The organism is Saccharospirillum salsuginis (genome assembly GCF_014651855.1).
Classification (GTDB): Bacteria; Pseudomonadota; Gammaproteobacteria; order Pseudomonadales; family Natronospirillaceae; genus Saccharospirillum; species Saccharospirillum salsuginis.
Genome location: NZ_BMXR01000008.1, coordinates 179,753 through 206,539, shown reverse-complemented (window position 1 = coordinate 206,539; position 26,787 = coordinate 179,753). Strand labels below are relative to the sequence as shown.

Genomic DNA, 26,787 nt, shown 5'->3' with positions numbered 1-26,787 from the left:
GTGTTCCCGGGGTGGCCGAACGGCTCTGGAGTAGCATTAATGTTAAAGATTTCTAACCTGGAAAAGCGGTACGGTAAGAACGAGCCGGTACTGAAAGGCCTCGACCTGACCGTGGATGGCAGCAGTGTCGTATCGATCGTGGGTGCGTCGGGGGCCGGCAAAAGCACCCTGCTGCGCTGCATCAACCGACTGGTCGAACCCACGTCCGGCCGGATACAACTGAACGGATTGGACCTGGTCGACCTGCGTGGCGCGGAACTGCGCAGAGCGCGTCGAAAAATCGGCATGGTGTTCCAGGGGTTCAACCTGATCGACCGGTTAACGGTGATGGAAAACGTCCTGTCCGGTCGACTCGGATACGTCTCCCTCTATCGCGCCATCACCCGGAAATACCCGCAATCCGACATCGATCGCGCTTTTCATTTGATGGAACGCGTCGGCATCGACCACTACGCCAACAAACGCGCCGACCAGCTCTCCGGCGGTGAACGCCAGCGAGTTGCCGTGGTCCGCGCATTGATGCAGGAACCGGAAATCCTGCTGGCCGACGAACCCACAGCGTCACTCGACCCGAAAACGTCTCAACAGATCATGAGTCTGTTGCAGGCCCTCGCCAGCGAAATGGACCTGCCGGTTCTGATCAATATCCACAACGTTACCCAGGCCCGCATGTACACCGACCGAATCGTCGGCATGCGTCACGGTCAAATGATTTTCGACGGGGGCCCGAAGGACTTCAATCAGGATGCGCTGGATGCCATTTACGGCGGCATCGAGTCACCGGACGAACAGGGGCAAACCATTGAAACAGCCCCTGCGGCGGAGGGTGCGTCGGTATGACTGAGAAGCCCTCCCACACGGTCGGGGGACAGTCGAACCGGACCTGGAAAAAGCCCCCGTTCATCTCCAACCCGGTCGTGCGATACAGTCTGATGGCCGGTATAGCTGTGTACCTGTACTGGGCGTTCAGTTCATTACCGTTCGACTGGGCGCGCATCGCCGAAGGGCTGCCTCGTGCCGGCCGCATCTTCGGTGGCGCCATACCGCCGAATTTCGAACGCTCCGATCTGCTGATGAAAGGCTTCAAGGAAAGTTTTCAAATCGCCTTTCTGGCCACCCTGCTCGGTGTGTCGCTGTCGGTGCCCATTGCCGTCATGGCGGCCAAGAACGTCGCCCCGAAACCGATCTATCTCCTCGGACGCAGCCTGATCATCGTGTCACGGAGTTTTCACCCGGTCATTGTGGCCATCTTGTTTGTGGCGGCCGTCGGCTTCGGTCCCTTTGCCGGCATCCTGACGCTCACGCTCTACTCCATCGGTTTCGTGGCCAAGCTGCTGGCCGAGGAAATCGAGGAAATCGACTGGGGTCAGGTCGAGGCCATGAAGTCCGTCGGCGCCGGGTACTTCAAAACCCTGATTTACGGCGTCTTTCCTCAAGTGCTTCCCCGTCAGATCGGACTGTCGATGTACCAACTGGACAGTAATCTGCGGGCCTCCGCGGTGGTCGGCATTGTCGGGGCCGGCGGCATCGGCGGGACACTGATGAACGCCTTCGGACGCTACGACTACGACTTCGCATTCGCCATTTTGCTGTTGATCATCGGCATCATCCTGGTCAGCGAAGGCATCAGCGGATGGGTGAGGAAAAAGATATGGTAGATATGACAGCACACACACAGGAGCGAACCTGGTCCCGCTACAGCCGACAGGAACGTCTCACCCGTTTCGCGGTCTATGCGATCACTCTGTTCGCCATTGTCTGGGCGGTCCGGGACATCGACATATTCTGGCCCTGGGTATGGGATGCCCCCAATCAGATTCAAAGCCTCGCCGTTCGCATGTGGCCGCTGGATTTTTCCGGCTGGATGGCCATCGGGTCCGCGTTGATGGAGACGGTCCATATCGCCACTCTGTCGACTTTTCTGACGGCATTCATCGCATTGCCGGTTTCCTACATCGCCGCGCAAAACACCACGCCGAACAAGGTGACGTTGTGGATCGGACGATTGATTCTCGTTTCAAGCCGGTCGGTCAACACCATTATCTGGGCTCTGTTGTTTGTCGCTATTTTTGGCCCCGGTGTTCTGGCCGGTATTCTGGCAGTCATGTTTCGGTCCATCGGTTTTATCGGTAAATTGATGGGCGAAGCCATCGAAGAAATCGACAAAAAACCGGTCGAGGCCATGCAGGCGACAGGCGCGTCCAAACTGAAAGTCGTCGCCTATGCGATCGTGCCTCAGGTCATGCCCGCGTTCTTTGCGATCATTATTCTGCGCTGGGACATCAACATCCGGGAATCCACCGTGCTCGGACTGGTCGGTGCCGGCGGTATCGGCGTACTGCTGCAAGGCTCAATCGATACTTTCGCATGGCAAACGGTCGCCACGATCCTGCTGGCCATCATCGTATTGGTGATACTCGGTGAAGCCATCACCAGCGTTTTACGCAAGAAAGTGATCTAGTAGCCTGTCGGAACCAGCCTGACCGCTCCGGTGTTCACGCACCGGAGCTTTCTTCCACTTTATGATGGACTCTGTTTTACGCCATGATGGAATTCGATTTTTCATCGGCCACGGTGTTGTTCACCGACGTCGACGACACCCTCACGACCGAAGGACGCCTGCTTCCGGAAACCTACCAGGCCCTGTGCGACCTGGCCGATGCGGGCGTGGATATCATCCCGGTCACGGGAGGGTGTGCCGGTTGGTGTGACCAGATGGTCAGGACCTGGCCTGTCAAAGCCGTCATCGGGGAAGGTGGCGCGTTTTATGTTACGTTTAGCGAAGGTCGCTCAATGGTCACCCGTTTCTGGCATACTGAAGAGGAACATCGGCGCGACCAACAGGCTATCGTGAATGCCATCCAGACGCTGGATGTGGGCTTTCCCATCAACCTGGCCAACGATCAGCCCTATCGCCGTGTGGACGTGGCCATTGACTATAATCAGGACCATCGACTGGATCGGGACGAAGTCGACCAGGTCACCCAAGCATTGCTGGAGTTGGGGTTTAATGTCAGGATGAGTTCCATACATCTGAATGTCTGGCGCGGCCCATTCGACAAATGCGCCATGGCGGTTCGCCTGGGTCGGGAATTGCTTGGCCTCGAACCCGACGCACTGAAACAACACGCTGTCTTCGTGGGTGACGCACCCAATGACGAAAGCATGTTCCGGTTCTTCCCGCAAAGCGTCGGCGTTGCGAACATTCATCGACATTTGGAACAGATGACCCATCGCCCCGGATCGATCACTCGACAGCCCAGCGGCCTGGGGTTTGCCGAACTGGTTCGACAGTGGCTCAAACAGCGTACACCCAGCATCCCTGACCATCAGCCGTGAGTTTTCAAGACTGTGACGACTGAGACTGTACAGCGCTCGACCCCCATTAAAAACCGCCAGGAACAGATTCTGGAGTGGGCGCGAGAAGAGCACCAACTGACCGTGGACTCCATCGCCCGACGTTTTGACGTCACCCCGCAAACCATCCGGCGTGACATCAACCAACTGTGTGAACAGGGCTTGTTGCGTCGCCATTATGGCGGTGTCAGCCTGCCCACCACGCCGGCCCCGGATACAATGACGCCGACGGCCAACGACGTACCGCCGATCGAGCGACCGATCGACCGTCTCGCCCGGCGCATCGCCGACACCATTCCCGAAAAAGCCTCCGTCAGCCTCGGTTCCGGCGCCAACATGGTCGCCGTCGCCAAAGCCTTGTTGGGGCATCAATCCCTGAAAGTATTGACCAACAACCTGGGGGTCGCCTCGGCCTTGTCCGAGAACCGCGACATCGAGGTCATCGTGTCCGGTGGCCAGTATCGTCACCAGGAAAACGACGTTGTCGGCCCCGAGGTGACGCATTTTTTCAGCTCGTTCTATTCCGACTACGGCATCATCGAGACCGACAGCCTGGACCCTCAACACGGCATGATCGACATCGACATTCGCCAGGCCGAAGCCCATCGTGCGGTCATCAGCAACACCCGCACCCGCATTCTGTTGGCCGGGCAGGATCGCTGGGGACAAAGCGCCGTCTGCAAAGTGGCCACGTTCAAATACATCGATCGGTTCTACACGGATCATCTGCCCGACTCGCTTCGCGCGGATCTGCCCGGTTCGATGACGGTGATCGAACCGGAGTCTTCCTCGGACTAGCCTTCCCATCCGACTCGACCGTTAGACAACTGCACCGAACAGCCAACCCAGCCCCACGGCACCAACAAAGCCCAAGCCCAGGTAGGTCGCAAACACCTGGGGTTTGACCAGACTCCAGACCGCCGTCATGGCCGGAATGGAACTGATGGCGCCCGCGGTCATGAAGGCCATGGCGGCGCCCGCTGTCATGCCCTGCTCGATAAAACCGGCCACCAACGCCGGTGCGGCGTAACCGTTCAGATAGGCCGGCATGCCGACCGCGGCGCCGATCACGACCGCCATTACGCCATCGCCACCGACCAGCGTCGCCACCCACTCGGCGGGCACGTAAAGAATCAGGATCGCTTCCAGCACGTAGGCGAAGGCGAGCCATTTGACCAGAAACAGGCCGTTGGTTCGCGCTTCGGACCGGAACGTCGCCACCCGGCTCGGCGACTGCCAGAAGCGCCAGACAACCGCCCCACGAGTCGCCCCACCGCCACAACTTGGCGCCGGAGCCCGCCGCAGCGGTGACTGATACACCGCGCGGGACATCATCGCTTTCAGCGCGAAACCACCCAGCAGGCCCAGACTGACCGCGATGACGGCGCGGCCGATCGCGAACGGCCAACCCAGCGCCCCGGCGGTGATCACCAGGGAGGCCGGGTCGATCAGCGGACTGGACAACCAGAACGCCATCACCGCCGGTAATGGTGTACCTACGGCCAGCAAGCCGGCGACAAACGGAATCACCTCGCAGGAGCAGAACGGAGCCAACCCGCCAAACAGGGCCGCCAGTACGATCATGCGGTTTTCCCGTCCTTCAAATGCCCGTGCCACCAAGGCCTCGGCACCGGTCGCCTTTAGAGCGGCGATCAACGCCACGGCCACAACGATAAACGGCAAGGTGCCGAGAAAGGCACGACTGGCGATGCCGAGCATGGCCTCCAGTTGCGCCGGGTCCAGCACAGCCACGATCAGCGGCAACGCTAGTATGATCGTCCAGGGGGTATTAAGTCTCTTCAGGCCGGCGACGAGCGGAAAGCTCGACCGGCGTTTGGCCGGGGTACCGCAACAGCTGGACGGCGAAGCTTTTTGGCTGTCCGGGCTGAGCGAAGTCGGGTTCTGAGTCATGATCCGTTTCTCCTTTCATGAATGGGCGACACCGGGTGAGTCGTTCGCATCGGGTCTGCTGTCGCACTGTTTCAGCCGCACTGATGCATATAAATCGTTATTTCCGGAATCATGGAAATAATATTGAAACGGGCGAACTCGATTGTCAATATATTTCTAGAAATATAGAATTATCATCACATGACAGTGAGGCATGAACATGAGCCTGGACGAGATGGCGGGCTGCCTGGCGGAACTGGGCCACCCAACCCGCCTGCAGATTCTGAGATATCTGGTCAAATCCGGCCACGCCGGCGCGGCCGTGGGCGACATTCAGGAGGCCCTGGGCATCCCCGGGTCGACGCTGTCCCACCACCTGTCCCGAATGGTCAAAGTGGGACTGGTCGAACAGGTACGGGAAAGCCGCACACTGCACTGCTTTCCCCGTTTCGAGGTCATCGAATCGATCGCGAACTTTCTGATGGAAGAATGCTGTGTGAATGAGGCGTGCGCGATCGATACCGACGACGACACATCCACCGCTCGCTGATCCTATCGGTTCACGGCGCAACCTTCGGATGCCGCCCTCAGGAAATCGTGCCGCTCGGCGACCCCATCCACAGCCTTGGCCTGCGCCCGATTCCACACTCGCCAATCCGGCTGGGTAACGATCATCGTATGCCAGCGCCACAACAGTTCTGCGGCCAACGTGCATCGATCCGCTTGAGGCAGTTGATCCAATCGATCCAGCACCGTTGGCACAGCGTCCGCCCCCAGTGACACCAGATAGTCTGTATCCAGCGACTGTTGATGATCAATAGCGCGATCCATGTTTACGCGAGCCACCCATGCCGCCGGATTCATCAGGGCAAGCAGTAGGACCACGGCGATACCGGCCAGTGTCGATCCGGACGCGAACCAGGAAAACTGCCCGCGCAGCACCGTTGTCGCGAAAATCACCAGAGTTAACGCCAACCAGAGCAGGATCGCCAGTACGGTCAATCGATCCAGGCTCAAACCGAAAGCGTCGATGTACAACACGAACCGCTGCACGGCGGAGATCAGCATTACCAGCACCAGGCCAACCAGCACCAACGCCAGCCATTGATACAAGCGCTGGCTGGACGTGACGGCTCTGGCGACCAGCAAAACGCCCAGCGTCAATCCCGCGATGACCACCAGCTCGAAGAAGCCGCGACGGGCATAGTTCGCCACGGTCAGTCCGGAAACACCTTGTATCGCCTCATAGCCGCCGAACAGATAGCTCAGTTGCAACACCACGAACCCGCCGAACAGAAGCGCAAGCGAACCCAGCACGATCAGCGTTTCATCCCGGCCGATACGGGGCAGCGGCAATCGGAGGAACAGATTTTCATGGCCGCGATCGAGTACGGCTTTCAGCCAGCCGCTCACGACCCAGGCCAGGACCAGGGCGATAACCACATGGCTGGTCAGGTCCGACACCGTGAACCAATCGAACGCTTGGTCCGCAAACCGGTTGAACGCCGCATCCGCCGAAGACAGTAGCCCCGAAAAGATCCACAGCAACGGCAAAGCCAGAATCAGGCCGCGCCCAATGCCCATTAGCCGGGGTACGACCCGGCCCCGCCTCATCCTGAGGCTGTCCAACAAGGGTGCCCCACCGATCAGTGCTCGCGCGGGTACCGACAACAGGCCATAGAGATGATCCACCGGCAACGACCGCCCCAGGCGAGCACCCCAGCTCAGCATCACAATGTGGGACAACGCCACCGGCAATAGTAAAAACAACAGAAACCGCAACGAGGGGCTGTCGCGTAACACCATCATACCGGCCGCGACCAAAGCAACGGCCGACCAGCCCGCGACGGAGCGCAATTGGGTTTTATCGACTCGCCAGGCCAACCCGGTGGCTGCGCAGCCCGCCAAGCCGACCCACAGCGCCAGCCCCGGCCCAATAACGCCTTCGCGCAGCAACATGTCCCCCAGAACACCCAGCAGCAGCGCCCACATCAAGGTTTCGCGCTTCACGGGCTCAGGTTTCAGGGCCTCTTGTTTAAGGGTCGAGGACTCGGCGGTGGTTTCGTTTTCCATTTCGATGGCTCCTGACTAAGAAAGCACTTTGCAATACAAAGTCTATAGACAAAAAAATATCAGCCACCTTTAACGTGACTGATGATCGCCTCCATGTGCGATACATACTGCTGCAACGCCTTTCGCCCCTTGGGCGTCAATGCGTATTCGGTGCGCGGTGTCCGGCCTTCGAATCGCTTTCGGCATTCAACGTAACCGGCATCTTCCAGCTTGCGGGCATGGACGCTCAGGTTGCCATCGGTCACCTTCAATACCTTTTTCAGCTCGCTGAAACTGAGGTTGGCGTCCGCCGCCAGCGCGCTGAGAATGCCCAGGCGGACCCGATCGTGAATCAACCGGTCCAGCTCCGCCGCCGGAACCTGAGCCGATTGGGCTTTGGCTCGAGGCTTCGGCGTTTTTGCCGGCTTGTCCGCTTGTGCTTTCTTAACCGCTCTAGCCACCGTAACGCCTCCAGATCAACACACCGAACAGGCCATGCAGACCTCCAAAGCCGAGTAACATCATCCAGCCAGTGGTGGCTGGCCACAACAACGCGACTGCACCCGCCGCCATAAAGCCCAACCCCATGACCGGCACGATACCGACAGAAAACAAACCACCGGTGATGACGCTCACCCCGTACAAGCTCAACCAGATACCCTGAATCAAGGCCACATCGCCTGTCGGATACAACACGACCGTGAACAAACCGCCGGCCGCCATGGGAGGTGAAAACGCCAGGAGCAATTTCCGGGCGGATCGGTCCCATAAAGTCACCCCTGCGCCAACGGCCTTGCGTGCGGTGAACCACAGGCCAATGGCCGTCGCCACGGCGAACTCGAACATCCAGACTGACAGCCACGCCTCCTGCGCGAAACGAACGGCGGCCAGCCAAGCCAGCACCGCCGAGAGGCCGATCAGCACATAGCCCAGACCGGACAGCTCGGTAAAACGACCGGTGCTCTCCATGGTCTCGCGGATGTAACGCAAATTGTCGGCCGCACGCTCGTGCAACATGGTCGGTTCGGCCGTCGGGGTCGAAGGTTCGTCATCCGTCATTACGGGCTGGTCCGGGTTACCGTCTATTTGTGAAGAACTTTACGATACAAAGTCCATCGAGACAACCCTCCCCGTCAATTGAACCGAATACGAATGCTGACCGATCAGAGGGACCTATCGGGAAATGTCGACAATGTTCCAGACCTGCCGCTCCTCGTCCGACACCGGTTCCCAGGCATCCGACGCTTTCTCGAAAAACTCGGGCGGAACGATTTGGGTATATCGGTCCAGGTTCTGGTTTCGACGACTGACCCGTTCCCGGCGAACGTCACGGGGCGCGTCCAGCAGCAATACCTCCAGCGGTATATCTTCGTTGTGGACTCGGGCGTAAAACGCTTCGCGTTCCGCTCGGTTGATCAACCCCAATTCCAACATGACATCGGAGCCTGCATTCAAGGTATTCAGAGCCAGATCCCAGATCAGTTCGCGACACCGCTCACACCGCTCCATATACCAGGCGAGCACGCCATCCCCGGGTCTCGGGTCGTCACCGAACAGACGGACCATCCAGGTGTCCAGATCCAGAAAAACCAGTCGGGACACCAGGGCTTGTTGCTCCGCGTAGGTGGTTTTACCGGCACCCACCGGGCCGATGAGGAGTTTCAGAGTGCCTGTTTGTAACATGTCCCAAATCTCTTATTGTCAAGTGATGATACCGCCCTTCCCGGCCTTACCGGGCAGGCATTCGGTCAACTGAACGGGACGACCGTATTCACCGGTACCCAGCCTTCGGTGCCATCCTCATTGCACGCTCGGTACCAGTCGTTCAGTTCGGACAGCACCGTCAGGGTGTCACCTTGTCGGGTATTCAGTTCGAAAGCGGAATAGTCGGTATTGGCCGTACCCTGACTTTGATTTAATTCATCCCGATCAATGTATTGAACCGGCGCCCAGCCTTCATTGCCATCCTCGGTTCGCGTCCGTATCCAACCGGGGTATTCCGTATCCAGAGCACCCAACATCAGGGGGTCACCTTTGTTGAAGCGAATCGGATTAGGGTAGTTGGAGACGTGAGCTTGGTTAACGATGACTTTCATTATCGGGGCTCCTCGACCAACCGGTAGGAAATGACGTACAGTAATTCTTCTCCCGGGTAAATGTCCTTTAACAGTGCTTTTAACTCGGACAGAGACAACAATTCCTGTCGGGCGTGGGTGTCGTTAATGTCCTCGAATCGCAGAGCTTCAACGGACAGTATCTCTATGTCGCAGAACTTCTCATCCGTCTCAAGTGTGTGAACACTCACAATTGATCCGGGTTCATAGTGGCTCTCAGACTCATCGCGAATCGTTATGGTCTTCTGACCGGATTCGATCAGTGGCCGCAACCACTGGAAAAACGTTATTTTGGAAGAAGAGTTGCCCATTACTAATTTCCTTAAAAAGCCTCTGCTTACAACGACATGCACAAACCGTAGGGCAGAAGAGGCGAAGCCGTTATCTGCCGTAATTGGGTTCTGGCACAGCATGCTTCCCATGGCATACCACACTGTCGTCCGATGCCGGAATGCCGGACCAGACGTACCACTTGTACCCTACGGATTTTGATCTTCGTAGATGTGGAAGCCCTGTAGGGCAGAAGAGGTGGAGCCGACATCTGCCGCTGGGAATTTACCGTGCCCATAGCCAACCATTTGCGGCAGATAACGCTGTCGCCCGATGTGTCGGACCACTTCTGCCCTACGTTACGGGCATTTGCTTTTCGTAGATGTAGAAGCCGAAGCCCAGTTTGGGCTCGGGTTGGGTTATTTTTTCCAGGGTGTAGCCGTTCTTTTCGTAGAATCGATGGTTTCGTATGGCGTAATCCGGTGTTTCCAGTGTCCATTGCGTGACCTTGGGTAAAGCTGTCTCAAGGGCACACAACATCCAGGAACCGACGCCCTGCCCCATTGAAGCGGTACTGACGTGTATTCCGTGAATCCTCGCCAGGGAACCCGCCACATCCACCATGGCGGAGCCTACTATTTTGCCCTGGTGCTCACACGCATAATACCGATAGCAAGACAGCCATTCTTTGTGATAGTCGAGCCGGTCATGGCCGACCGGGCCACCCATGTAAGCGCCGGGTGGTTTAAAGCGAGTGTCGTCCTGGAAGGCTTCAATGGACAGTGCGACCAGCTCGGCCAGGTCCTCTGGCCGGGCAGGTCTCAGTTCCAGACCGAGTTGAGCGTCTTCCACGATCGGGGCGTGCGTTTCCTGTTCGTTCATTGCCCACGCTCACGTCGGTGGGTGACCTGTTCACCGCCGATGCCCCAGTTGTCGGTGTTCACCTCGTCGATCACGACCACGGTCGTTTCCGGGTTCTTGTTCAGCACACGTTGCAGCAATTCCGTAGTTCCGGAGATCAGTTCGGCTTTCTGTTCCGGGGTAACACCTTCATCGGTGACTTTGATGTTTACATAGGGCATGGCGATGCCTCCTTTAACCCAAAAGGTGACTCAATGGTCCTTCAGCGCATACTCCACGGCCTGCGCAGCATGCAGTTCGGTGGTATCGAACAAGGGTGTGCCGGTGTCCGCCTGCTGGATCAACAGGCCGATCTCGGTGCAACCGAGAATGACGCCCTGAGCGCCCCGTTCGGTCAGTGAGTTCACGACGTGCAGATACTGTTGTTTGGAGGCATCGTTGATCCGCCCCAGGCAGAGTTCCTGGTAAATGACGTCATGAATGGTGGTTCTTTGTTCTTCGTCGGGTACCAATACCTCAATGCCGTGGCTATCCAGTCGTTCGCGGTAAAACGCCTGCTCCATGGTAAAGCGTGTCCCCAATAAGCCGACCCGGTCTATCCCGTCCCGCTGCAAGGCCTGAGCGGTGGCATCGGCGATGTGCAGCAGGGGAATTTGAACCGCCGCTTCGATGTGGGTCGCGACCTTATGCATGGTATTGGTGCCAATCAGCAGGAAATCCGCACCGGCGGCTTCCACCGATCGGGCCGCGGTCGCCAGCATGTCCCCAGCCGCGTCCCAGTCGCCTTGATGTTGCAGGGTTTCAATCTCCGCGAAATCCACACTGTAGAGCACGACTTTGGCCGAATGCAGGCCGCCCAATCGGGCCTGGACGCCCTGGTTCAACAATCGGTAGTAGGTCTGGGTCGACTCCCAGCTCATACCGCCCAATACGCCTATGGTTTTCATCGCCACTCCGTTTCGTTTCCGGCAAACACCACGATGACTCTATCACTCTCCGTGGTTCGGCTGAACACATACGGCTGTTCACTCAACCGTCGATGTTCGCCGGCGCCGATGGCGTTATGCGGGTTACGGAACTATTCCAGTACAAACCAATGAGACAGGCGTTCGGTCCTTTAAAAATCCGCTTGCGTGCATTTGAGTTATCGAGTGGGGTCGCTTTTTTTTACGCTCGAGGTTGAGAGCCACACCATCGGATGTGGACCCAGGAAGGGCCGATTGGTGGCGCTATTGGGGTTTCTGGCCTATGGTCGGTTCGAAGAAAACGCCGCTCCAGACACATGGAAGGAGGTGTCTTATGACGCGTATTCACTGCCCGCTCCAGGCCATCGCCCGGGGTATGGCTCGCTGTTGCCTATGGCCCTTTCTCGCCGCCGGCCTTTCACTCTTCCCGATCACAACCTGGGCGCTGCCGGATCTGATGGTGGGCCTGGTCGCTCCGGACAGCGCCCAGGCCGGCGAAGACATCGGCGACGCCCTCACTCTGACGGTCATTAACCGGGGCGATCGCCTCGCCCGGGGCACGCGGTCTTCCGACAACGGCTACATGGTCGACGTCTTCATCACCCGGCGCACCCTGCCCACCGGGTTCGCCCGTTTCGATGAACACTATTTCGACGGTGTCCTGCTCCGGGGCGGACGCGTCAGCAACACCGACGACCTCGCACCCAGGCAACGAACCCGTTACCGCACCTCCGCTCAGTTGCCGGCGGACATTCCGGTCGGCCGGTTCCAGCTGTGCGCCCGGGTCGACCCCGGCAACAAGGTCCGGGAAGCCGATGAAAACAACAACACCCAATGCCGGGAATTGACGATCAATCCGTCCGCATCCCTCGTCCGCGCCCTGCCCCGGTTCGAGATGATCCTGCCCGAGCATCGGGACCTCGAGCTGCGCGTGATCGAACCGGAACGCGCCGATCCCGGCCCACCGCCGGCGACGCCGGAAACTCCGGTCGATACATCCGACGCGACCCGCACCATTCTCGAGGACGGATCCATCGTCCTGACCTGGCCGGACGGCTCGCAACGGCGGCTGAGGCCGGATGGCCTGGTCGAATACATTCAGCCCGACGGTACCGTTTTGTCACCCATCGCCATCCAGATTCAGGGGGCGGCTCTGCCGGAGCTGCCCGAGTCATTGAGCGACTGGGGCCGCTTCCTCGCCGACGACCTGCTGGCCATCCTCGGCAACATTTTGACCGACGCCGAACTCGAGGCCTACCAGCAAACCGAAGCCGACAAGGATTACTACGAACGCATCAACTGGCGCCTGCGCAGCATCCAGTTCCTGACCGCTCTGGAGGACGATGAATGACGCGACTCTGGCCGATACTGATGATCAGTGGCTTGTTGTTCGGACCCATGTCGACGGCCCTGGGCGAGGAAGGTGAGAACAGCCCCGAACCGGCGGACACGTCGCGGATCGAAGCCATGGAAGCCGCCCTTGAAGCGGAAGACAATCAAAACGGCAAACAACCGTTGCAAGCCCCGGCGATGATCTCCGGCGAGCTGCTGGATGCCGAAGGGCGAGCCGCCATGCAGGCCGCCCTCAAGGCGTATTATGACTACCGCACAGAAGGGTTCGACCACCGCCAACGCGTATTCGAGTGGCAATTGCTGTCGTCGCGGATCATCTTCGTCGTTGTCATCGCCCTGGTGGCAGCCGGTATCTATTTTTCGTGGCTGCAGTTCCGGGCGGACCTGAAAAAGACCGACAAGGAAGGAGACCGGGCCGTCTCCACGCTGGAAGCGTCGACCTCCGGCATCAAGGTGAGCTCACCGGTACTGGGTGTGGTCATCCTGGTGATCTCGCTGCTGTTCTTCTATCTGTACCTGCAGTATGTCTACCCGATCGAGGAGATCCTGTAACCGGGTCTCAGGCTTCACGGGCCTTGCCGAGAATGCTTCGGAACGGCCGCGTCAGCGTCTGCGCCATGATTACACCGATCAACACCAGAAAACCGCCGGTCAGGTGGAACAGCGCCACCCGTTCACCGAGGAGCATCATGGCGATGAGCGCGCTGAACACCGGCATCAGGTTGATGAAGATGCTCGCCTGGCTGGCGCCGATCTGTCGGATGGCCCGCATCCACAGGAACGTCGTGATGATGGATGCCGGAATGCCCGCGTATAGGATCAGCCCGATGTTCTGCGCGTCCACCGGCGTCATCGGCCCCAGCAGATACACCGGCAGCAGGATCACCACCGCGCAACAGACCTGGCCGTACAGCAACACCCAGGGCGGCAGATCGAACGGCCAGCGCTTGAGCATGACGCCGTAGAGTGCATAACAGGTCGCCGCGACCACCATAAGCGCATCCCCCGGAGACACCTCCAACTGCAACAACGACAACGGATTGCCCTGCCCGAGCAATACCGCCACCCCCACCAGGGCGATAACACCACCCACCACACCGCCCAGAGTCGGCGGCTCCCGCAGGACCAAGGCGCTGAGCAACACGGTCAGCAGGGGCACCATGGCCGCCAGAATGCCCATGTTCGTGGCCGACGTGGTCTCCGCCGCCACATAGGCCAGGCCTTGCCACAAGGCCATGCCCAAGGCCCCGAGCACGGCCAGCTTGAACCAGTGCCGGCGCAAGGTGTCGCGGTACTTCCAGGCCTGGGGCAACACAAACGGCGTCATCACCGCCCAGGCCAGCAACCAGCGCAGGAATGCGATGCTGCTCGGGGCGATGGAGCCGACGGTAAGCTGGTTGATGGTCATATTGCCGGACCAAATCAGCACAGTGCCCAGCGGGGCCAGGTAATAAAGCAGTGGCATGGGTTCCTCTCGAAGGACGAAAGAACGCCTAGGTTACACCGGCTAGGGAGACAGCGTCACGTCGGAAAACGCGGCACCGGTGAACGTCGCCCCGGCGCTGGACTCCACCGTCAAATGCAACGCTTCATCACTCGTCCGCGCCACAACGGCTATCGGCAAGGGTTCCCCGATAGCTGTTTGAATCTGTGCCAACCACTGTTCGGCCAGATCGGAGTGGAATGACTGAATCACAGGGTTGGATAGCCCCGTCAACCCAACTTCGGTGCCATTGGGCACCATAAAGGGCTCGAATTTCCGCTCCGCGCCTTCATCGTATTCGATAATGCCCAGCTCGATATCCGTCCCCGGGATTTTAGGAAGCGTAATGAACCGCCAGGGCAATTTCTTTTCAAGCAAGCCAAACAACCATTTGAACCGGGTTCGTTCGGGCGCCGTAGCCTCTACCCCGCTATCGACCAATTGGCGATATACGTCATCGATGTTTCGATCAACCTTCAAGAAGAGACAGAATGTACCACGCTCGCCTTCACGATGCCGGTCGGCCCATTGCGGTTGCCAGAGATTGTCGTCGCTGTGGATCTCCACGATCTCGAAATACTGACGCCCGATCCAGATATTGGAGATCCGAAAGCCCCGGGCTTTCTTGCCCCACGATGGCTCGTAAGGAATACCGGCTGACTGAAGCGTTTCCTTTAGGTCCTCTACATGCGCCGTACCGTCACTGTGCAGTACAACGTGGTCCAGTTTCAACAAAGATCCCTCCTATACCCGACAATGAGCCATGGGATGTAAACCATTACGGTTCGCATTGACCGGGTTTTCGTTCGATATCCCGTTTGTGACTTTTAGCTTAAAGAACAGACAGTTCAATATTTCTGTGAACCTGACCGTCCAATTCAAAGAACGCCTCACCTGTTTCGATAAACCCATTCTGTTTATAGAACTGAATCGCCGGTACGTTCTTTTCCCAGCAAGTCAGGAATACCGGTCCCTTGTAACCGGATTGAATCGCGCTCAGCAATAGGCATCCCGCCCGTTTACCTTGAAACCGGGGCAAGACATAGAGCGTCTCTATCTCGCCTGTGTCAGAGTCGAAAACCGCCAAACCGATGACTCCACCTGCGTGTTCGGCTACAAAAACGTGTTTCTCTTCAATGGTTTGCGCCAATCTGGTGGGCGAGTAGGCAGATAGCACATAGTCCGCTAGGTTGGGCTCGACCCCATCAATGCAGTATGTATCGACCCATACAGTGATGCACAAAGTAGACAATGTATCTTTGTCAGCCTGGACCGCTCTTCTGACTCGGACTTCAATCTCTTTTCGATCGACCATTCACTTTTACCGACGTGGCATCTTGATTCATTTTGTCTTCTACACTCCTGTACAGGTCGAGCTGCAGCTCTCCGATTGGATTTCATAAAGCTGGCGCGGTTACCGCTTATACACCGACGATATCGTCTCCAGCGCCTTTTCATAGACGCTAGCCGGTGCTTTGCCAAGCTCTACACTGGCCGGCGAGAAGTGCTGGATAAACTCGAAGGCGACCGACGGGTCGCCGCCCGAGGCGCGCAGGGCATCGGCCTGGGCGAGGTATAGCTCGGCCAGGCGTGCGTAGTAGCGCATGAACTGTACCGATATCTGAATCAGCAGGATCACGAACCCCACAGCGCCAAAGCTAAACGCGATGGTGGACAACGAATCCGCAATACCGGCCGTGGCTTTGTCGGATGTCCCCGTACTCGTGTTGAATTCACTGATCAGCGCGATGGTGTCGTCCAACTGGGCCTGCAGTTCGGCTTCGGTGCTTTCGCCTTCTTCGTCGATATCGACCAGTAAATCAACCAGTTGCGCCGCTCGGGTTTCCAGCGTATTGGCCAGGGAGTGCTTGGAGAGGTTGAACACCTCGGGAGCCTGGAGCTGAAAGACGATAAACACGAACAGCGACATGATGACAGCGATCAGCACCGCCCCGACCATCAGCATGGTTCGTCGCGCGCGGGCGGCTCGCCGCTCCAAAGCATCAATAGAGGGTTGGAAATTCATATCCTTGGGCATAGTATCGCCCGGTGACGACGGGGTCTGTTCATCCACCATGAGATTCCCTGCCTGTTCCGTTGTGTTGGGCTTGATTCGTCGTAATCAGCGAGACTGATCAGTCATCGCTGATAGTACCGAACACTGGCGATCGGACGGCTGAATGGCCAAACTTCGTCGGGCAAGGACTACTTTAACAATTACAATGGCTTTGTACAGCCCGGCATCAAGGGATAGCTTCCCATCCTTGAATGGCCGAGTCAGGGGTGACACACGACCGACCGTTCCCGTCCGTCCGCATAAAATACCGGATTCAGCGCCAGGGCCGAAGGGAAATCAAGACACTCCGCCAAAATGGATTTGAATTCCACATCCACCGCCAAATTGGATTGTTGAAAAGCCATGGCAGCCGCCTCAAGATCTTCAGACCTGGAATACAAATACAGGAAATGCCGATCGCCTTCCTGTGAAACGAACACGGCTTCGTCATTGATCCCTTCGGAAGACAACGCCTCCAACACCTCGTCCTTCCGATCTTTCAAATTCCCGATCCAGGCTAATAGAGTCTCGGTCTTTTCCGGTTTTACCGGTATTTTCAGGCACTGGCATTGCAACATTCGATGTCTCCTTAAGTGGGTTTTCCAAGATACTATCGCACCTCCCGCCCAACAGGCATGGTCGAAACGGCCACCAACCGTCCGATTGTGCCACACAAATCAAGGCCACTGACGGGTCGCCGCCCGAGGCGCGCAGGGCGTCTGCCTGGGCGAGGTATAGCTATGCCAGCGCGGGTAATAGCGCATGAAATGTACCGATTTCTATATCGGCAGAAGAATCACGAACCCCACGGCACCAAAGCTAAATACGATGTTTCCGTCTTACTGAACCGCACAGGGTTCCAGCGTGCTGGCCAGGGAGTGCTAGGGATGGTTGAACTGCCGAGATCAGCGAGACTGCGCAGTCATCGCTGATATTACCGAACACTGGCGATCGGACGGCTGAATGGCCAAACTTCGTCGGGCAAGTACTACTTTAACAATTAGTGTGGCGTTGTACAGTCCCCGATTCCTCTTCCGACAACCACCCAAACCACTCCAACGCTATTGAAGTGAAGCTTACCAGTACGACGTAGATATAACCCACCAAAAGGGAATACCCGGAAAACACCATTATCATATAGGCTATCTCGATTAAATGAATCTGATTGCTTTCCACGAACAACATTAACAGCGTCATAAACACGGCTTCGATGGGCACAAAAATGATAGGACTCAAAAAGACCAATCTGCGAATGCTTCCTGTTGAATGCCTTCGACCGATCCAGCGGTACAAGAGGAGGGCCAGGAACAGATAGGCAGGGCCACCGAACACCAGAGCAAGCATGAGAAAAGCAGCCGGACCCTCGGGGCCGGTGAAGAGTAAGAGTATTGGCAGAAGCACAGGCGCCAATAAACTCAGTCGAAAAAATAATACCGGTGACATGGGCATTCCCTTAAGTTAATGACCTATCGTTATTGCCCGCTAAAGCCTCCATCCTATCCGACTCGGCCCTCGCATCAAAACCCAACTGCCGCAAGGATATACCTTTACTTTGTTATTTGATCAAGCCTCACTCCCAAAGCATCCGCAACCTTTTGGAGAGTTTTTGCTTGCGCTTTAACTCCAGCCTTCTCAATCTGAGCGATAGCAGGTTGAGTGACCCCCATCCGATCAGCGAGTTGCTTCTGGTTAAGGCCTTTATAAACTCGCCAAGCAGCAATCAAACTGAGTCCTTTCTTGATTTGGAGCCCTACTACCTCATGGGGAACATAAGCTTCACCCTTCTCATGTGCGAGCAATTCCAAGTATTGCTCATAAGGTATGACAGCGAAGGCGGGCTCTCCGCCTTGGTGAATAATCTGGACGTCAGTAGGTGCTTTCATCTCGCTTTCTTTGACCAGTGTATATCGTTCATTCGCTTATAATATAGTCATTTTATAAGTAAATGGAAGAGCATATATAAGAACAAATAAGATAAGAAGTGCGATTGAGCCTAGTGATGGTAACTGCTGTCTTCGCTCGCGCTGAATGACCTCTTCGTGATCCGGGTTGATGTAAATGTACTGTTTGTACATCAGCGTTACATCAGCGCACCCAGCCTCGAACCATCGCCATTACTTCTGGCCCAAGCCAGGCCCGGTGGACTGACCTACACTGGCCGACATTCTCAGGCTGTATCACGACCGGGCGCACCCCGAACGGCCCCGGCCAGAACAGTACTTTGGTATCTACAGGACAAGACTCGGCCACCGTATGCTGCCGAGCCCTGTCACAACCAGCCAAGAATGGTGCCGAGCCTGTATCTTCGGCCGTCGCATTCCGCCGAGCTGACTGGAAGGCACACTCGTTAAAGGATCGATACCATGACACACCGCACCACGTTACTCATCGCGCTGTTGCTGCCCGCCGCCATGGCGAACGCCGAAGACATCGGCTTCAAGCGCTACTACCAGGCCAACGAATTTTCCATGACATCGCCCGGCGCCCAGCGTTTCGGGCTGTACGGCTACGACAACCCCGCCGGTCTGCATTACCTCAAAGGCGGCGACGCCTCCCTGCACTGGACCAGCGACGACTTTTTGTACGACGACCAACGCTGGCAGGCCATTTTCGCCGGGCCCGGCGTCAGTTTCAGTTTCGGACGGGATAACCGGGGCCCGGGGCAGGTCAGCGACTACAAACTATCCTTCGGTGGCGGCACCGACGATGCCTCGGCCGGGCTGTCGATCGGCTGGTACCGGGGCGATACCGACGCCCAGGACCTGCGCACGCATTTCACGCTGGGCACCCTGACCCGACCCAATCGCTACACCTCGCTCGGCCTGACCGGCACCATCGCCACCGATGCCGACTACTACGAAGGCGTGGTCGACCTGTCGGTACGCCCGCTGGGCACCCCGGCCCTCACCCTCTTCGCCGACTACGCCCTCGGCAACGATCAGGACTTCGCCGACGGGAACTGGTCCGTCGGCGGCTCCTCGGAAATCATGCCCGGCGTGCGCCTCACCGGCCGCTATTTCGACACCGAGACTGTTACCCTGGGCTTCGCCGTCAGCCTCGGCCACAGCGGCATCAGCGCGCAGTCGCACCAGCCGAACGAAGGCGATGCCTACCAATCCTACGGCGTACGCCTCGGCTCCTGGGACCGCAACGTATTCGACGCCTGGTCTGGAGGCGGCGACGACTACCTGGAACTGGCCCTCGACGACCGCATGTCCTACCAGACCCTGGGCTTCTTCGACCGTCGCCAATCCCTGCTGGACACACTGCGCACCATCGAAGCCGCGCGCATCGATGACTCCATCGAAGGCATCGTCATCAACTCAACGAACATGCAAGTGCCGCCGACCATGGCCTGGGAAATCAAAACCGCCCTGGACGGGTTCCGTGCCTCCGGCAAACGGGTGGTGATGTACATCGAACGGGGCCAAATGACCGAACTGCTGCTCTCTTCGGCCGCCGACGAAGTGATCATGGACCCGGTCGGCACCCTGACCGTGCCCGGTTTTGTCTCCGGTACCACCTACCTGGGCGAACTGCTCGACCACTGGGGCGTGGGCGTGGAAGAGCTGCGCAACCTGGAATACAAAACCGCTTTCGAATCCCTCTCGCGCAGCGAGATGTCCCGAGCTGACCGCGAACAACGCCAGGCTTTGATCGACGATTTCTACGCCCTCTGGCAGACCTCCATGCAGAACGGCCGTGGCCTGTCCGCGTCGGACTTCGACAATCTGATCGACCGTGGCATCGTGCTTTCGCCCCGTGAGCTGCAGCGGGCCGGTGTTGTGGACCGGCTGGGCCGCTACGCCGACATGGAAGACACGCTCGAAGACATCGCCGGCGGCAAACGCGACACGGTCGAACCCAATGGCCTGCGCGTGATGCGTACCGCCAACGACCACCGCTGGGGCCCGGCTCACCAAATCGCCGTGCTCTACGCCACCGGCATGACCGCCACCGACAACGGCATGAACACCCGCGAACTGGCCGAGACCCTTCGCGAACTGCGCGAAGACAACACCATTAAAGCCGTGGTGCTGCGTGTCGACTCCCCCGGGGGCGACATCCTGGCGGCCGACCTGCTGGCACAGGAAGTAAAGAAAACCCAGGAAGAAAAGCCCGTTGTGGTTTCCATGGGCAACCTCGCGGCCTCCGGCGGTTACTGGATCTCCATGCATGCCGGTACGCTCATCGCCGCGCCGAATACCGTGACCGGCAGCATCGGCGTGACCAGCGTGCGGCTGTGGGATGAAGGTGTGGGCGATAAACTGCGTTTGAGCAGCGACTTCGTCAGCCGCGGGGACTCCGCCGACGCCAACGCAGGCATCGGCCTGCCGCTCGGCATTTCACTGCCGCATCGCCCCCTGACGGACGAAGAACGCGACCGCATCATGGACTTCATCAACGAAGGCTATGACGAGTTCGTCCGCCAGGCCGCCGAGGCCCGAGGCATGACCGAAGGCGAGATGCGTCAACTGGCGGCCGGCCGGATCTACAGCGGCCGCGATGCACTCGAAGTGGGATTAGTTGACGAGCTGGGCAGCCTGACCGATGCCATCGACGCCGCCCGGGAACAAGCCGGACTGACCGACCGCGACAAGGTCATGCTGGTGGAAAAACCGAATGCCAGCCTCTCCAACTGGAACGACCTGCTGTACATGATCGAAGCGGACGACCGGGCGTCGGTGTTGTTCAACGCCAGCCTGTACAACCAACGGTACCTGAAGTTCCTGGCAGAACAGCGCGGAGAGCCGTTGGTTCTGTTGCCGTATGAGTATTTTGAGGGGTCGTTAACGCCCTGATCAAATGGATGCCCGGGGGTATGTGTAAACAGCCTCCGGTAACCTGGGCCGCTCCTTCGAGAGCGGCCTTTTTTTACTATTCAAACACCAACTGTGTTGCTACGTCGCTCCATAAAAACCACGTCCCGCCATTGACCCTTCATCTTGCCCAGCCGCTGCCGTACCCCCAGCTTCCTGAATCCATTCTTCTCATGAATCGCGATACTGGCTGTGTTTTCCGGAAAGATGCCCGCCTGCAAGGTCCAGATTCCGGCTACCTCGGACGCGGTTACCAGGTGTTGCAGCAGCCGCTTGCCAATGCCCTGGCCTGCGGCGGCTGTCGACACGTAAACGCTGACCTCGGCAACGCCTGCGTAAACGCATCTCGACGACACGGGGCTGAGAGCGGCCCAGCCGACGATCTCTCCCTCAAGCTCGGCCACCAGGCGGCATTCCGGCAGAAGGGATGAATCCCACTCTTCCCAGTCTTTCGCCTGCTGCTGGAAGGTGGCGTTACCGGTATCTATACCTTGCTGGTAGATCGCTTTGACCATTGGGAAATCGGCTTGTTCGAATGTTCTGACGATCATGTCACTCACTTAACGTCTGCTATGAGCCGCCTAAAACCTCACCCGGCTCAATTTGGTATGTCTTGCTGGACCACTGCGACCAAATACCGATGCTGTATCCATGAGAGAGCGTAACCAGCATCACATCCTTATCCTGAGCCTGGGGGTAGTGTTCGACCACGATTGCCGCCAATTGCCGTGCCAGTGCCTCATCTTGGGTGCGATTGTCATTCAGGTAAATCTGCGCGGTCACAAAGCGGTTCTGATTCGTCTCCGCTCCCAGTTGCTTGAAGGTTGAAAACCCGACCGTGATGGTTGCATGACTCACAAGGGTTTCATCAGAAAGTCGTTCCTGCACGACATCCATGCCCTTGAACGGCCCGGACTGAAACAGATCACGAGTGAAAAATGATAACGATGCCGCTGACAGCACCAAGAGTGCGACCACAACGAAATGCCCTTTCCACACTTCCCCTACCGGTTGTTTCTCTGTGTTCTGGCGTACTACGTAGGTGCCCACCACGAGATCATGAAGTGATTGACGGGTGGCGCGGTTGAACACCAGCAGGTAACCAATTGCCAGGTAACTGCCAAAGACCAGAGTGCCTATGAGATAACTCAGGAAGGTACCGACATTGTCGGTCATGAACTGGAGACCACCAAGGTAGAATGGCAAACTCAACACCAGGTAGCGCAGGAACGACTGTCCAACACCAATGGGGTTATTGCCCGCATTCACTACCTGGATACCGGCCGCTCGTTTCCCAAAGGTTTGGCCGCCGCCGATACCGCTATTCCAGATTCCGAAATAGATCAGCGAAATAAGGAAACCAACCAGAAACCCCCACTGACCAAGCTGGACAAAGAAGTCCTCGAAAAACAGCCCTATCAGGAAGCCAATCAACGCCAACAACAGCGAATCGAGAACGAACGCGAATACCCGGCGCCAAAATCCTGAAATCCAACGATCGTGTACAACGGCTTCCGTCATGACAGCATTCCTTTTGTGGTGCGGATAGATAAGCAAGCAGCAGCGAGGGAGGTATACCCTGCAACTGAATTACATTGCGACTGGGGTAATACCCCAGGCTGCAAAGAACGCCCGATTGTATTAAACGAGAGTTGGGAATTCCATTCCGCCCAGGGGCCGGGAATCGAGCCACATGGAGAGCCTTGCCCAACCCGTGTAGACTGTACCCGCCATTTCCAAGGAACCACAGCATCGATATGACCCCAGACCTCGCCTCCCTGAGCCAAGACCAGTTGAAAGCCCTCGAGTCGGACCTGTCCAACCAATACGACACCCTGAAACAGGAAGGGCTGAGCCTCGACCTGACACGCGGCAAGCCGTCCACCGAGCAACTGGATCTGTCCAATGCGCTGGATGGCCTGCTGGGTGGGGACTATCAATCCCGCGATGGCGTCGACGTGCGCAACTACGGCGGTCTGGACGGGTTGACCGAGTGCCGGGAGCTGGGTGCGGAATTGCTCGGCATGCCGGTTGAGCAGGTGCTGGCGGGCGGCAGTTCCAGCCTGACGCTGATGCACCAGGCCATGAGCATCGCCTATCACGACGGTCTCAGCGGCCCCGGCAGCGCCTGGCATCTGGACAAGAACGCCAAGTGCCTGTGCCCTGTGCCGGGCTACGACCGCCACTTCGCCATTTGCGAACACCTGGGCATCGAAATGATCCCCGTGCCCATGACCGACGCCGGGCCGGATATGGATGCGGTGGAGAAAGCCCTGGAGCAGGACCCGAGCATCAAGGCGCTGTGGTGCGTGCCCCGCTTTTCCAACCCGACCGGCATTGTCTACAGCGACGAGACCGTACGCCGCATTGCCCACCTCGGCCGCATCGCCGGCGAGCATTTCCGGGTATTCTGGGACAACGCCTACAGCGTTCACGCCCTGAACGATCAGGCGCCGGCACTGGCCAATGTTTTCGACGCCTGCCGGGAAGCGGGCACGGAAGACAGCGTGCTGCAGTTCGCGTCGACCTCGAAAATCACCTTCGCCGGCTCGGGTGTCGCCTTCCTCGGCGCCAGCGACAAGAACCTGCAACACATCAAGGCGTCGCTGAGCGCCCTGACCATCGGGCCGGACAAAGTGAACCAACTGCGCCATGCCCGTTTCTTCGCGCAGGACGGCTCGCTCAAGGCGCACATGAAACAACACGCGGCCCTATTAAAACCGCGTTTCGACACTGTGCTCAAACACTTGAACGACGCGTTCGGCGACAACGACCTGGGGCAGTGGAACGCCGTCGAAGGTGGCTATTTCATTTCCTTCAATACCCGGCCCGGCTTGGCGAAAGAAACCGTCCGGCTCGCTTTGGGGGCCGGCGTCAAACTGACCCCGGCCGGTGCCACCTACCCGTATGGTAAGGACCCGGAAGACGCCAACATCCGCATCGCCCCGTCCGTTCCCAGTGTCAGCGAAGTGGACGATGCCATGCGCGTGTTCACCCTGTGCGTCACCCTCGCATCGGTGCGGCAAGCCCTCCAACACTAGTTTAATAGCGGTTAGAACCCGCCCGGATTGACCCCATCCATCACACTCCCGCAAGGCCCGGCCAACCGGCGCCGGTCCTTGTGGCGGTGGGGTGGAGTTGGTAACCTGACGCCCCTCAGTACAGTCATACAGGGAATTGTGATGGTTGTCTCATTCCCTTCCGCTGCAGGCCAAACACGGCCCTACTCTTTCTCGCCGGCCTACCCGACCGGTTCATGTCCGAAAGTGACTCTTGGTCCTATTCAAGCGGGCTGACGACTGAAACACTGCTTCGATGCCGGGCATCGAGCGCCCACTGGGTCGGTAGCGAACCCGCTGTAGGAGTTGAACGATGAACAAAGAACTGGTCAAACGACTGTCGGGCCTGGGTCTGCTGGCGGTCGTCGCGGTACTGACCACGGTGCTTCAGGGTGTCGGCGAGGCGCAGCGCCCGCAGACCTATCAATTGCCGTTCGAACGGGGCACCGAACTGAGCGCCGAAGCGCAATCCACCCTGGGCCAAGCCATACAGGATGCCCTGGTCCGCCACGACGCCCGCATCGTGGTCGCCGGTCATACCGGTACCCGGGGCGATGCCGAGGCCAATCTGGCCCTGTCGGAACAACGCGCCGACGACGTGGTTCGTCGGCTGGTCGACGCCGGCATCGAACCCGAACGAATAGACAGTGTCGGCGTCGGTGGCGCCCAACCGCTGGAGCAACAGCCGGACGAGTCGGACCGCGCCTACCAGCGCCGTCTCTCACGCGCACTCATCACCGTCGCCCCCTAACAACGACCGAGAAGGAAACCCACCATCATGAAACGGAAAGTACAATGGGCCGCCTGGCTGACGCTGGCTTTGCCCGCCGCCGGAGCCCAGGCCGTCGAATTTGTCGATGCCGTGCCACTGGCGCAGGCGATGGACCCCACCGTCCAGGAATGCCGCCAGGAATCCGGCCTGAACGTACCGATGCGCTCCAACGGCGCCGACATCGTACCGCTGTACGCCAATGACTATCAGTTGTCGCCCGCCGACGGCAGCCTGTTCGCCGACAACGACGTCAGTGTCACCCTGCACGTGGAAAACGACATCCGCGAACAGCTCAAGGCCTATCTCAGCTGCGATGTGCCCATCCTGCGCGGTACCCAGGGCATGCTCAACGCCGTGGCCGACCTGACCGAACAACAGGACGGCACCCGCCAGGTGGCCATTTACCAACACGGCTACTCCAACGGCGGCGATGCCCTGGTGAGCCGCGCCAACATCCAGAGCACGGCCGACCTCTCCGGCGCCACCATCGTGACCCAGGCCTACGGCCCGCATCTGTCCTATTTGACGCAGATTCTCGACGACGCCCGCGAAGACGCCGCCAATGACGGCCAATCATGGCAGGAACCCGAGATTCGCTATACCGAAAAACTGGTCGGCTTCCAGGGCAACACCCCCGGGGCCGCCTTTCTGGAAGACGACGGCATCGACGCCGCCTTCGTGATCACCGCCGATGCGCGGATCCTGACCAGCGGCGGCAACGTCGGCAGCGGCGCCGAAGGCTCGGTCAAGGGTGCGGAAATCATGCTCTCGACCAAATCCGCCAACCGGATGATCTCCGAAGTCTATGTCGTCCGTGCCGATTACCTCGAAAACAACCGCCAACAGATCGAAGCCTTCGTCAAAACCCTGTTCAGCGCCGAGGAAACCGTGCGCGAAGACGTGGTCAAACAAGTGGTCGACTGGGAAGCCGTGGGCGAACACCTGCTCAACGACAGCGGCGCGACCGACGAAGCCCAGCAAATGTGGCGCGATGTCGAAACCGTCGGCCTGCAGGGCAACGTCGACTGGTCGGTCGCCGCCGAGGCACGCTCCTTCAAGGCCTTGAACGACGAGATCCAGAACGGTCTGGTGGCCCAGGGGCTGATGGCCAGCGCCCACCAGCTGAAAATGGCCAACTGGGACTACGACGCCTTCGCCGGCGGCGTGTTCGACCAGCGCCGCACCAGCCTGCCCGGGTTCGACAACAACAAGGCCTCCTCGGTGGTCGAGGACATGAAACAAAGCGGCGAACTCGACAAGAAAGCCCTGATGGAATTCGAGATCAACTTCGAGCCCAACCAGACCAGCTTCAGCGCGGCCGACTACCAGGCCAAGTTCAACAAGGTGCTGGAAGTTGCCGCCACCTACGGCGGTGCCGTCATCACCGTGGAAGGCCACAGCGACCCGCTGAACTACCTGAAAATGCAGCACAACGGCGCCACGCCGCACGAACTGCGCTCGGTCCAGCAGGCGGCCAAGAACCTCTCGATGAACCGCGCCATTGAAGTGCGCGACACCGTACTGGATTTCGCCGAAGAACAAGGCCAGACCATGGACGAAAGCCAGTTCGTCACCCTGGGCCACGGCATACAGGAACCGAAGACCGGCATGTGCGGCGGCGATCCCTGCCCGCCGAAAACCCAGGCCGAATGGCTTTCCAACATGCGGGTCACCTTCCGCATTGTGAACGTGGAAGCCGAAGCGAGCACATTCACCCCGATCAACGCGTGGTAAG

Annotated in this window: 31 protein-coding genes; 12 read left to right on the top strand and 19 right to left on the bottom strand. The window is 58.5% G+C overall.

Annotation, left to right across the window (positions count from 1 at the left end):
- The first annotated feature begins 39 nt into the window (after positions 1-39).
- The 5 genes from phnC (at position 40) to IE111_RS16510 (ending at position 4,155) form a co-directional block, all read left to right on the top strand.
- Complete coding sequence (gene phnC, locus IE111_RS16530) at positions 40-840, top strand: phosphonate ABC transporter ATP-binding protein (protein WP_189610750.1); 801 nt, start codon at positions 40-42, stop codon at positions 838-840.
- Entirely contained in the window at positions 837-1,658 is an 822-nt protein-coding gene (gene phnE, locus IE111_RS16525; protein WP_189610748.1) for a phosphonate ABC transporter, permease protein PhnE, read from the top strand. The genes phnC and phnE (IE111_RS16525) overlap by 4 nt, the downstream gene beginning before the upstream one ends.
- A 2-nt stretch (positions 1,659-1,660) precedes the next feature.
- Complete coding sequence (phnE, locus tag IE111_RS16520) at positions 1,661-2,461, top strand: phosphonate ABC transporter, permease protein PhnE (protein WP_229805399.1); 801 nt, start codon at positions 1,661-1,663, stop codon at positions 2,459-2,461.
- Between the two features lie 83 nt (positions 2,462-2,544).
- On the top strand, positions 2,545-3,339 hold the full coding sequence (locus IE111_RS16515) for an HAD-IIB family hydrolase (protein WP_189610744.1): 795 nt from the start codon (positions 2,545-2,547) through the stop codon (positions 3,337-3,339).
- Positions 3,340-3,351: 12 nt separating this feature from the next.
- Positions 3,352-4,155, top strand: coding sequence for a DeoR/GlpR family DNA-binding transcription regulator (locus IE111_RS16510; protein ID WP_229805398.1), 804 nt, complete (start codon positions 3,352-3,354; stop codon positions 4,153-4,155).
- Between the two features lie 21 nt (positions 4,156-4,176).
- Here the strand turns inward: IE111_RS16510 and IE111_RS16505 are convergent, their stop codons facing one another.
- Positions 4,177-5,268 carry a permease gene (locus IE111_RS16505; protein WP_189610741.1) on the bottom strand — a complete coding sequence of 364 codons (1,092 nt, stop codon included), beginning with the start codon at positions 5,266-5,268 and terminating at the stop codon, positions 4,177-4,179.
- A gap of 193 nt (positions 5,269-5,461) precedes the next feature.
- Here IE111_RS16505 and IE111_RS16500 point away from each other — a divergent pair, with 193 nt between their 5' ends.
- The gene (locus tag IE111_RS16500; RefSeq protein WP_444544503.1) at positions 5,462-5,797 is read left to right on the top strand and encodes an ArsR/SmtB family transcription factor; all 336 of its coding nucleotides are present in this window, start codon (positions 5,462-5,464) and stop codon (positions 5,795-5,797) included.
- A 2-nt stretch (positions 5,798-5,799) separates the two neighbouring features.
- Here IE111_RS16500 and IE111_RS16495 read toward each other — a convergent pair whose 3' ends face one another.
- The 9 genes from IE111_RS16495 to IE111_RS16455 all read right to left on the bottom strand — a co-directional run bounded on the left by IE111_RS16495 (position 5,800) and on the right by IE111_RS16455 (position 11,491).
- Positions 5,800-7,320: a DUF4153 domain-containing protein gene (locus IE111_RS16495; RefSeq protein ID WP_189610739.1), complete on the bottom strand. Its 1,521-nt coding sequence runs from the start codon at positions 7,318-7,320 to the stop codon at positions 5,800-5,802.
- A 59-nt stretch (positions 7,321-7,379) separates the two neighbouring features.
- Positions 7,380-7,760: a winged helix-turn-helix domain-containing protein gene (locus IE111_RS16490; RefSeq protein WP_189610737.1), complete on the bottom strand. Its 381-nt coding sequence runs from the start codon at positions 7,758-7,760 to the stop codon at positions 7,380-7,382.
- Entirely contained in the window at positions 7,753-8,358 is a 606-nt protein-coding gene (locus tag IE111_RS16485; protein ID WP_189610735.1) for a hypothetical protein, read from the bottom strand. The genes IE111_RS16490 and IE111_RS16485 overlap by 8 nt, the downstream gene beginning before the upstream one ends.
- Before the next feature lie 114 nt (positions 8,359-8,472).
- Positions 8,473-8,982 (bottom strand): P-loop nucleotide/nucleoside kinase family protein, encoded by a 510-nt coding sequence (locus IE111_RS16480; RefSeq protein ID WP_189610734.1) that lies wholly within the window; start codon positions 8,980-8,982, stop codon positions 8,473-8,475.
- A gap of 65 nt (positions 8,983-9,047) precedes the next feature.
- Complete coding sequence (locus IE111_RS16475; RefSeq protein WP_189610732.1) at positions 9,048-9,395, bottom strand: SH3 domain-containing protein; 348 nt, start codon at positions 9,393-9,395, stop codon at positions 9,048-9,050.
- Complete coding sequence (gene yqfB, locus IE111_RS16470) at positions 9,395-9,724, bottom strand: N(4)-acetylcytidine aminohydrolase (protein ID WP_189610730.1); 330 nt, start codon at positions 9,722-9,724, stop codon at positions 9,395-9,397. Before yqfB ends, IE111_RS16475 begins: the two co-directional genes overlap by 1 nt.
- A 313-nt stretch (positions 9,725-10,037) precedes the next feature.
- Positions 10,038-10,565 (bottom strand): GNAT family N-acetyltransferase, encoded by a 528-nt coding sequence (locus IE111_RS16465; RefSeq protein ID WP_189610728.1) that lies wholly within the window; start codon positions 10,563-10,565, stop codon positions 10,038-10,040.
- The gene (locus tag IE111_RS16460; protein WP_189610726.1) at positions 10,562-10,765 is read right to left on the bottom strand and encodes a tautomerase family protein; all 204 of its coding nucleotides are present in this window, start codon (positions 10,763-10,765) and stop codon (positions 10,562-10,564) included. The genes IE111_RS16465 and IE111_RS16460 overlap by 4 nt, the downstream gene beginning before the upstream one ends.
- Positions 10,766-10,795: 30 nt before the next feature.
- Positions 10,796-11,491 carry an aspartate/glutamate racemase family protein gene (locus IE111_RS16455; protein ID WP_189610723.1) on the bottom strand — a complete coding sequence of 232 codons (696 nt, stop codon included), beginning with the start codon at positions 11,489-11,491 and terminating at the stop codon, positions 10,796-10,798.
- Positions 11,492-11,843: 352 nt separating this feature from the next.
- Between IE111_RS16455 and IE111_RS16450 the strand changes: the two genes are divergently transcribed.
- Together IE111_RS16450 and IE111_RS16445 are read left to right on the top strand one after the other, a co-directional pair.
- The gene (locus tag IE111_RS16450; protein ID WP_189610722.1) at positions 11,844-12,860 is read left to right on the top strand and encodes a CARDB domain-containing protein; all 1,017 of its coding nucleotides are present in this window, start codon (positions 11,844-11,846) and stop codon (positions 12,858-12,860) included.
- Entirely contained in the window at positions 12,857-13,414 is a 558-nt protein-coding gene (locus IE111_RS16445) for a hypothetical protein (protein WP_189610720.1), read from the top strand. The genes IE111_RS16450 and IE111_RS16445 overlap by 4 nt, the downstream gene beginning before the upstream one ends.
- A 7-nt stretch (positions 13,415-13,421) precedes the next feature.
- On the opposite strand, the gene IE111_RS16440 is transcribed toward IE111_RS16445, so the two are convergent.
- The 7 genes from IE111_RS16440 to IE111_RS16410 all read right to left on the bottom strand — a co-directional run bounded on the left by IE111_RS16440 (position 13,422) and on the right by IE111_RS16410 (position 18,284).
- Positions 13,422-14,327 carry a DMT family transporter gene (locus IE111_RS16440; RefSeq protein ID WP_189610718.1) on the bottom strand — a complete coding sequence of 302 codons (906 nt, stop codon included), beginning with the start codon at positions 14,325-14,327 and terminating at the stop codon, positions 13,422-13,424.
- Between the two features lie 42 nt (positions 14,328-14,369).
- The gene (locus IE111_RS16435; RefSeq protein ID WP_189610715.1) at positions 14,370-15,080 is read right to left on the bottom strand and encodes a hypothetical protein; all 711 of its coding nucleotides are present in this window, start codon (positions 15,078-15,080) and stop codon (positions 14,370-14,372) included.
- 97 nt (positions 15,081-15,177) lie between these two features.
- Positions 15,178-15,660 (bottom strand): GNAT family N-acetyltransferase, encoded by a 483-nt coding sequence (locus tag IE111_RS16430; RefSeq protein ID WP_189610714.1) that lies wholly within the window; start codon positions 15,658-15,660, stop codon positions 15,178-15,180.
- A gap of 99 nt (positions 15,661-15,759) precedes the next feature.
- Positions 15,760-16,422 carry a hypothetical protein gene (locus IE111_RS16425; RefSeq protein ID WP_189610711.1) on the bottom strand — a complete coding sequence of 221 codons (663 nt, stop codon included), beginning with the start codon at positions 16,420-16,422 and terminating at the stop codon, positions 15,760-15,762.
- 200 nt (positions 16,423-16,622) lie between these two features.
- The gene (locus tag IE111_RS16420; protein WP_189610709.1) at positions 16,623-16,979 is read right to left on the bottom strand and encodes a DUF6176 family protein; all 357 of its coding nucleotides are present in this window, start codon (positions 16,977-16,979) and stop codon (positions 16,623-16,625) included.
- A 415-nt stretch (positions 16,980-17,394) separates the two neighbouring features.
- Entirely contained in the window at positions 17,395-17,844 is a 450-nt protein-coding gene (locus IE111_RS16415; RefSeq protein WP_189610707.1) for a hypothetical protein, read from the bottom strand.
- 104 nt (positions 17,845-17,948) lie between these two features.
- The gene (locus IE111_RS16410) at positions 17,949-18,284 is read right to left on the bottom strand and encodes a helix-turn-helix domain-containing protein (RefSeq protein ID WP_189610706.1); all 336 of its coding nucleotides are present in this window, start codon (positions 18,282-18,284) and stop codon (positions 17,949-17,951) included.
- A 480-nt stretch (positions 18,285-18,764) separates the two neighbouring features.
- Here IE111_RS16410 and sppA point away from each other — a divergent pair, with 480 nt between their 5' ends.
- Positions 18,765-21,203 (top strand): signal peptide peptidase SppA, encoded by a 2,439-nt coding sequence (gene sppA / locus IE111_RS16405; protein ID WP_189610704.1) that lies wholly within the window; start codon positions 18,765-18,767, stop codon positions 21,201-21,203.
- An 80-nt stretch (positions 21,204-21,283) separates the two neighbouring features.
- Here sppA and IE111_RS16400 read toward each other — a convergent pair whose 3' ends face one another.
- Complete coding sequence (locus IE111_RS16400) at positions 21,284-21,772, bottom strand: GNAT family N-acetyltransferase (protein WP_189610928.1); 489 nt, start codon at positions 21,770-21,772, stop codon at positions 21,284-21,286.
- Positions 21,773-21,791: 19 nt separating this feature from the next.
- Positions 21,792-22,742: an RDD family protein gene (locus IE111_RS16395; RefSeq protein ID WP_189610702.1), complete on the bottom strand. Its 951-nt coding sequence runs from the start codon at positions 22,740-22,742 to the stop codon at positions 21,792-21,794.
- Positions 22,743-22,978: 236 nt separating this feature from the next.
- On the opposite strand from IE111_RS16395, the gene IE111_RS16390 reads away from it, so the two are divergent.
- From IE111_RS16390 to IE111_RS16380, 3 genes are all read left to right on the top strand, one after another.
- Complete coding sequence (locus tag IE111_RS16390; RefSeq protein ID WP_189610700.1) at positions 22,979-24,262, top strand: aspartate aminotransferase type Ic; 1,284 nt, start codon at positions 22,979-22,981, stop codon at positions 24,260-24,262.
- 331 nt (positions 24,263-24,593) lie between these two features.
- Positions 24,594-25,031, top strand: coding sequence for an OmpA family protein (locus IE111_RS16385; RefSeq protein WP_189610698.1), 438 nt, complete (start codon positions 24,594-24,596; stop codon positions 25,029-25,031).
- Between the two features lie 27 nt (positions 25,032-25,058).
- Positions 25,059-26,786 (top strand): nitrate ABC transporter substrate-binding protein, encoded by a 1,728-nt coding sequence (locus tag IE111_RS16380; protein ID WP_189610696.1) that lies wholly within the window; start codon positions 25,059-25,061, stop codon positions 26,784-26,786.
- The last annotated feature ends 1 nt before the right edge of the window (position 26,787 follow it).

What these genes read in the sequence shown, in the direction of transcription:
- phnC (WP_189610750.1), top strand. Translation starts at nt 40, where the DNA reads ATGTTAAAGATTTCTAACCTGGAAAAGCGGTACGGTAAGAACGAGCCG.
- phnE (WP_189610748.1), top strand. Translation starts at nt 837, where the DNA reads ATGACTGAGAAGCCCTCCCACACGGTCGGGGGACAGTCGAACCGGACC.
- phnE (WP_229805399.1), top strand. Translation starts at nt 1,661, where the DNA reads ATGACAGCACACACACAGGAGCGAACCTGGTCCCGCTACAGCCGACAG.
- IE111_RS16515 (WP_189610744.1), top strand. Translation starts at nt 2,545, where the DNA reads ATGATGGAATTCGATTTTTCATCGGCCACGGTGTTGTTCACCGACGTC.
- IE111_RS16505 (WP_189610741.1), bottom strand. Translation starts at nt 5,268, where the DNA reads ATGACTCAGAACCCGACTTCGCTCAGCCCGGACAGCCAAAAAGCTTCG.
- IE111_RS16500 (WP_444544503.1), top strand. Translation starts at nt 5,462, where the DNA reads ATGAACATGAGCCTGGACGAGATGGCGGGCTGCCTGGCGGAACTGGGC.
- IE111_RS16495 (WP_189610739.1), bottom strand. Translation starts at nt 7,320, where the DNA reads ATGGAAAACGAAACCACCGCCGAGTCCTCGACCCTTAAACAAGAGGCC.
- IE111_RS16485 (WP_189610735.1), bottom strand. Translation starts at nt 8,358, where the DNA reads ATGACGGATGACGAACCTTCGACCCCGACGGCCGAACCGACCATGTTG.
- IE111_RS16480 (WP_189610734.1), bottom strand. Translation starts at nt 8,982, where the DNA reads ATGTTACAAACAGGCACTCTGAAACTCCTCATCGGCCCGGTGGGTGCC.
- IE111_RS16475 (WP_189610732.1), bottom strand. Translation starts at nt 9,395, where the DNA reads ATGAAAGTCATCGTTAACCAAGCTCACGTCTCCAACTACCCTAATCCG.
- yqfB (WP_189610730.1), bottom strand. Translation starts at nt 9,724, where the DNA reads ATGGGCAACTCTTCTTCCAAAATAACGTTTTTCCAGTGGTTGCGGCCA.
- IE111_RS16465 (WP_189610728.1), bottom strand. Translation starts at nt 10,565, where the DNA reads ATGAACGAACAGGAAACGCACGCCCCGATCGTGGAAGACGCTCAACTC.
- IE111_RS16460 (WP_189610726.1), bottom strand. Translation starts at nt 10,765, where the DNA reads ATGCCCTATGTAAACATCAAAGTCACCGATGAAGGTGTTACCCCGGAA.
- IE111_RS16455 (WP_189610723.1), bottom strand. Translation starts at nt 11,491, where the DNA reads ATGAAAACCATAGGCGTATTGGGCGGTATGAGCTGGGAGTCGACCCAG.
- IE111_RS16450 (WP_189610722.1), top strand. Translation starts at nt 11,844, where the DNA reads ATGACGCGTATTCACTGCCCGCTCCAGGCCATCGCCCGGGGTATGGCT.
- IE111_RS16445 (WP_189610720.1), top strand. Translation starts at nt 12,857, where the DNA reads ATGACGCGACTCTGGCCGATACTGATGATCAGTGGCTTGTTGTTCGGA.
- IE111_RS16440 (WP_189610718.1), bottom strand. Translation starts at nt 14,327, where the DNA reads ATGCCACTGCTTTATTACCTGGCCCCGCTGGGCACTGTGCTGATTTGG.
- IE111_RS16430 (WP_189610714.1), bottom strand. Translation starts at nt 15,660, where the DNA reads ATGGTCGATCGAAAAGAGATTGAAGTCCGAGTCAGAAGAGCGGTCCAG.
- IE111_RS16425 (WP_189610711.1), bottom strand. Translation starts at nt 16,422, where the DNA reads ATGGTGGATGAACAGACCCCGTCGTCACCGGGCGATACTATGCCCAAG.
- IE111_RS16420 (WP_189610709.1), bottom strand. Translation starts at nt 16,979, where the DNA reads ATGTTGCAATGCCAGTGCCTGAAAATACCGGTAAAACCGGAAAAGACC.
- IE111_RS16415 (WP_189610707.1), bottom strand. Translation starts at nt 17,844, where the DNA reads ATGTCACCGGTATTATTTTTTCGACTGAGTTTATTGGCGCCTGTGCTT.
- IE111_RS16410 (WP_189610706.1), bottom strand. Translation starts at nt 18,284, where the DNA reads ATGAAAGCACCTACTGACGTCCAGATTATTCACCAAGGCGGAGAGCCC.
- sppA (WP_189610704.1), top strand. Translation starts at nt 18,765, where the DNA reads ATGACACACCGCACCACGTTACTCATCGCGCTGTTGCTGCCCGCCGCC.
- IE111_RS16400 (WP_189610928.1), bottom strand. Translation starts at nt 21,772, where the DNA reads ATGATCGTCAGAACATTCGAACAAGCCGATTTCCCAATGGTCAAAGCG.
- IE111_RS16395 (WP_189610702.1), bottom strand. Translation starts at nt 22,742, where the DNA reads ATGACGGAAGCCGTTGTACACGATCGTTGGATTTCAGGATTTTGGCGC.
- IE111_RS16390 (WP_189610700.1), top strand. Translation starts at nt 22,979, where the DNA reads ATGACCCCAGACCTCGCCTCCCTGAGCCAAGACCAGTTGAAAGCCCTC.
- IE111_RS16385 (WP_189610698.1), top strand. Translation starts at nt 24,594, where the DNA reads ATGAACAAAGAACTGGTCAAACGACTGTCGGGCCTGGGTCTGCTGGCG.
- IE111_RS16380 (WP_189610696.1), top strand. Translation starts at nt 25,059, where the DNA reads ATGAAACGGAAAGTACAATGGGCCGCCTGGCTGACGCTGGCTTTGCCC.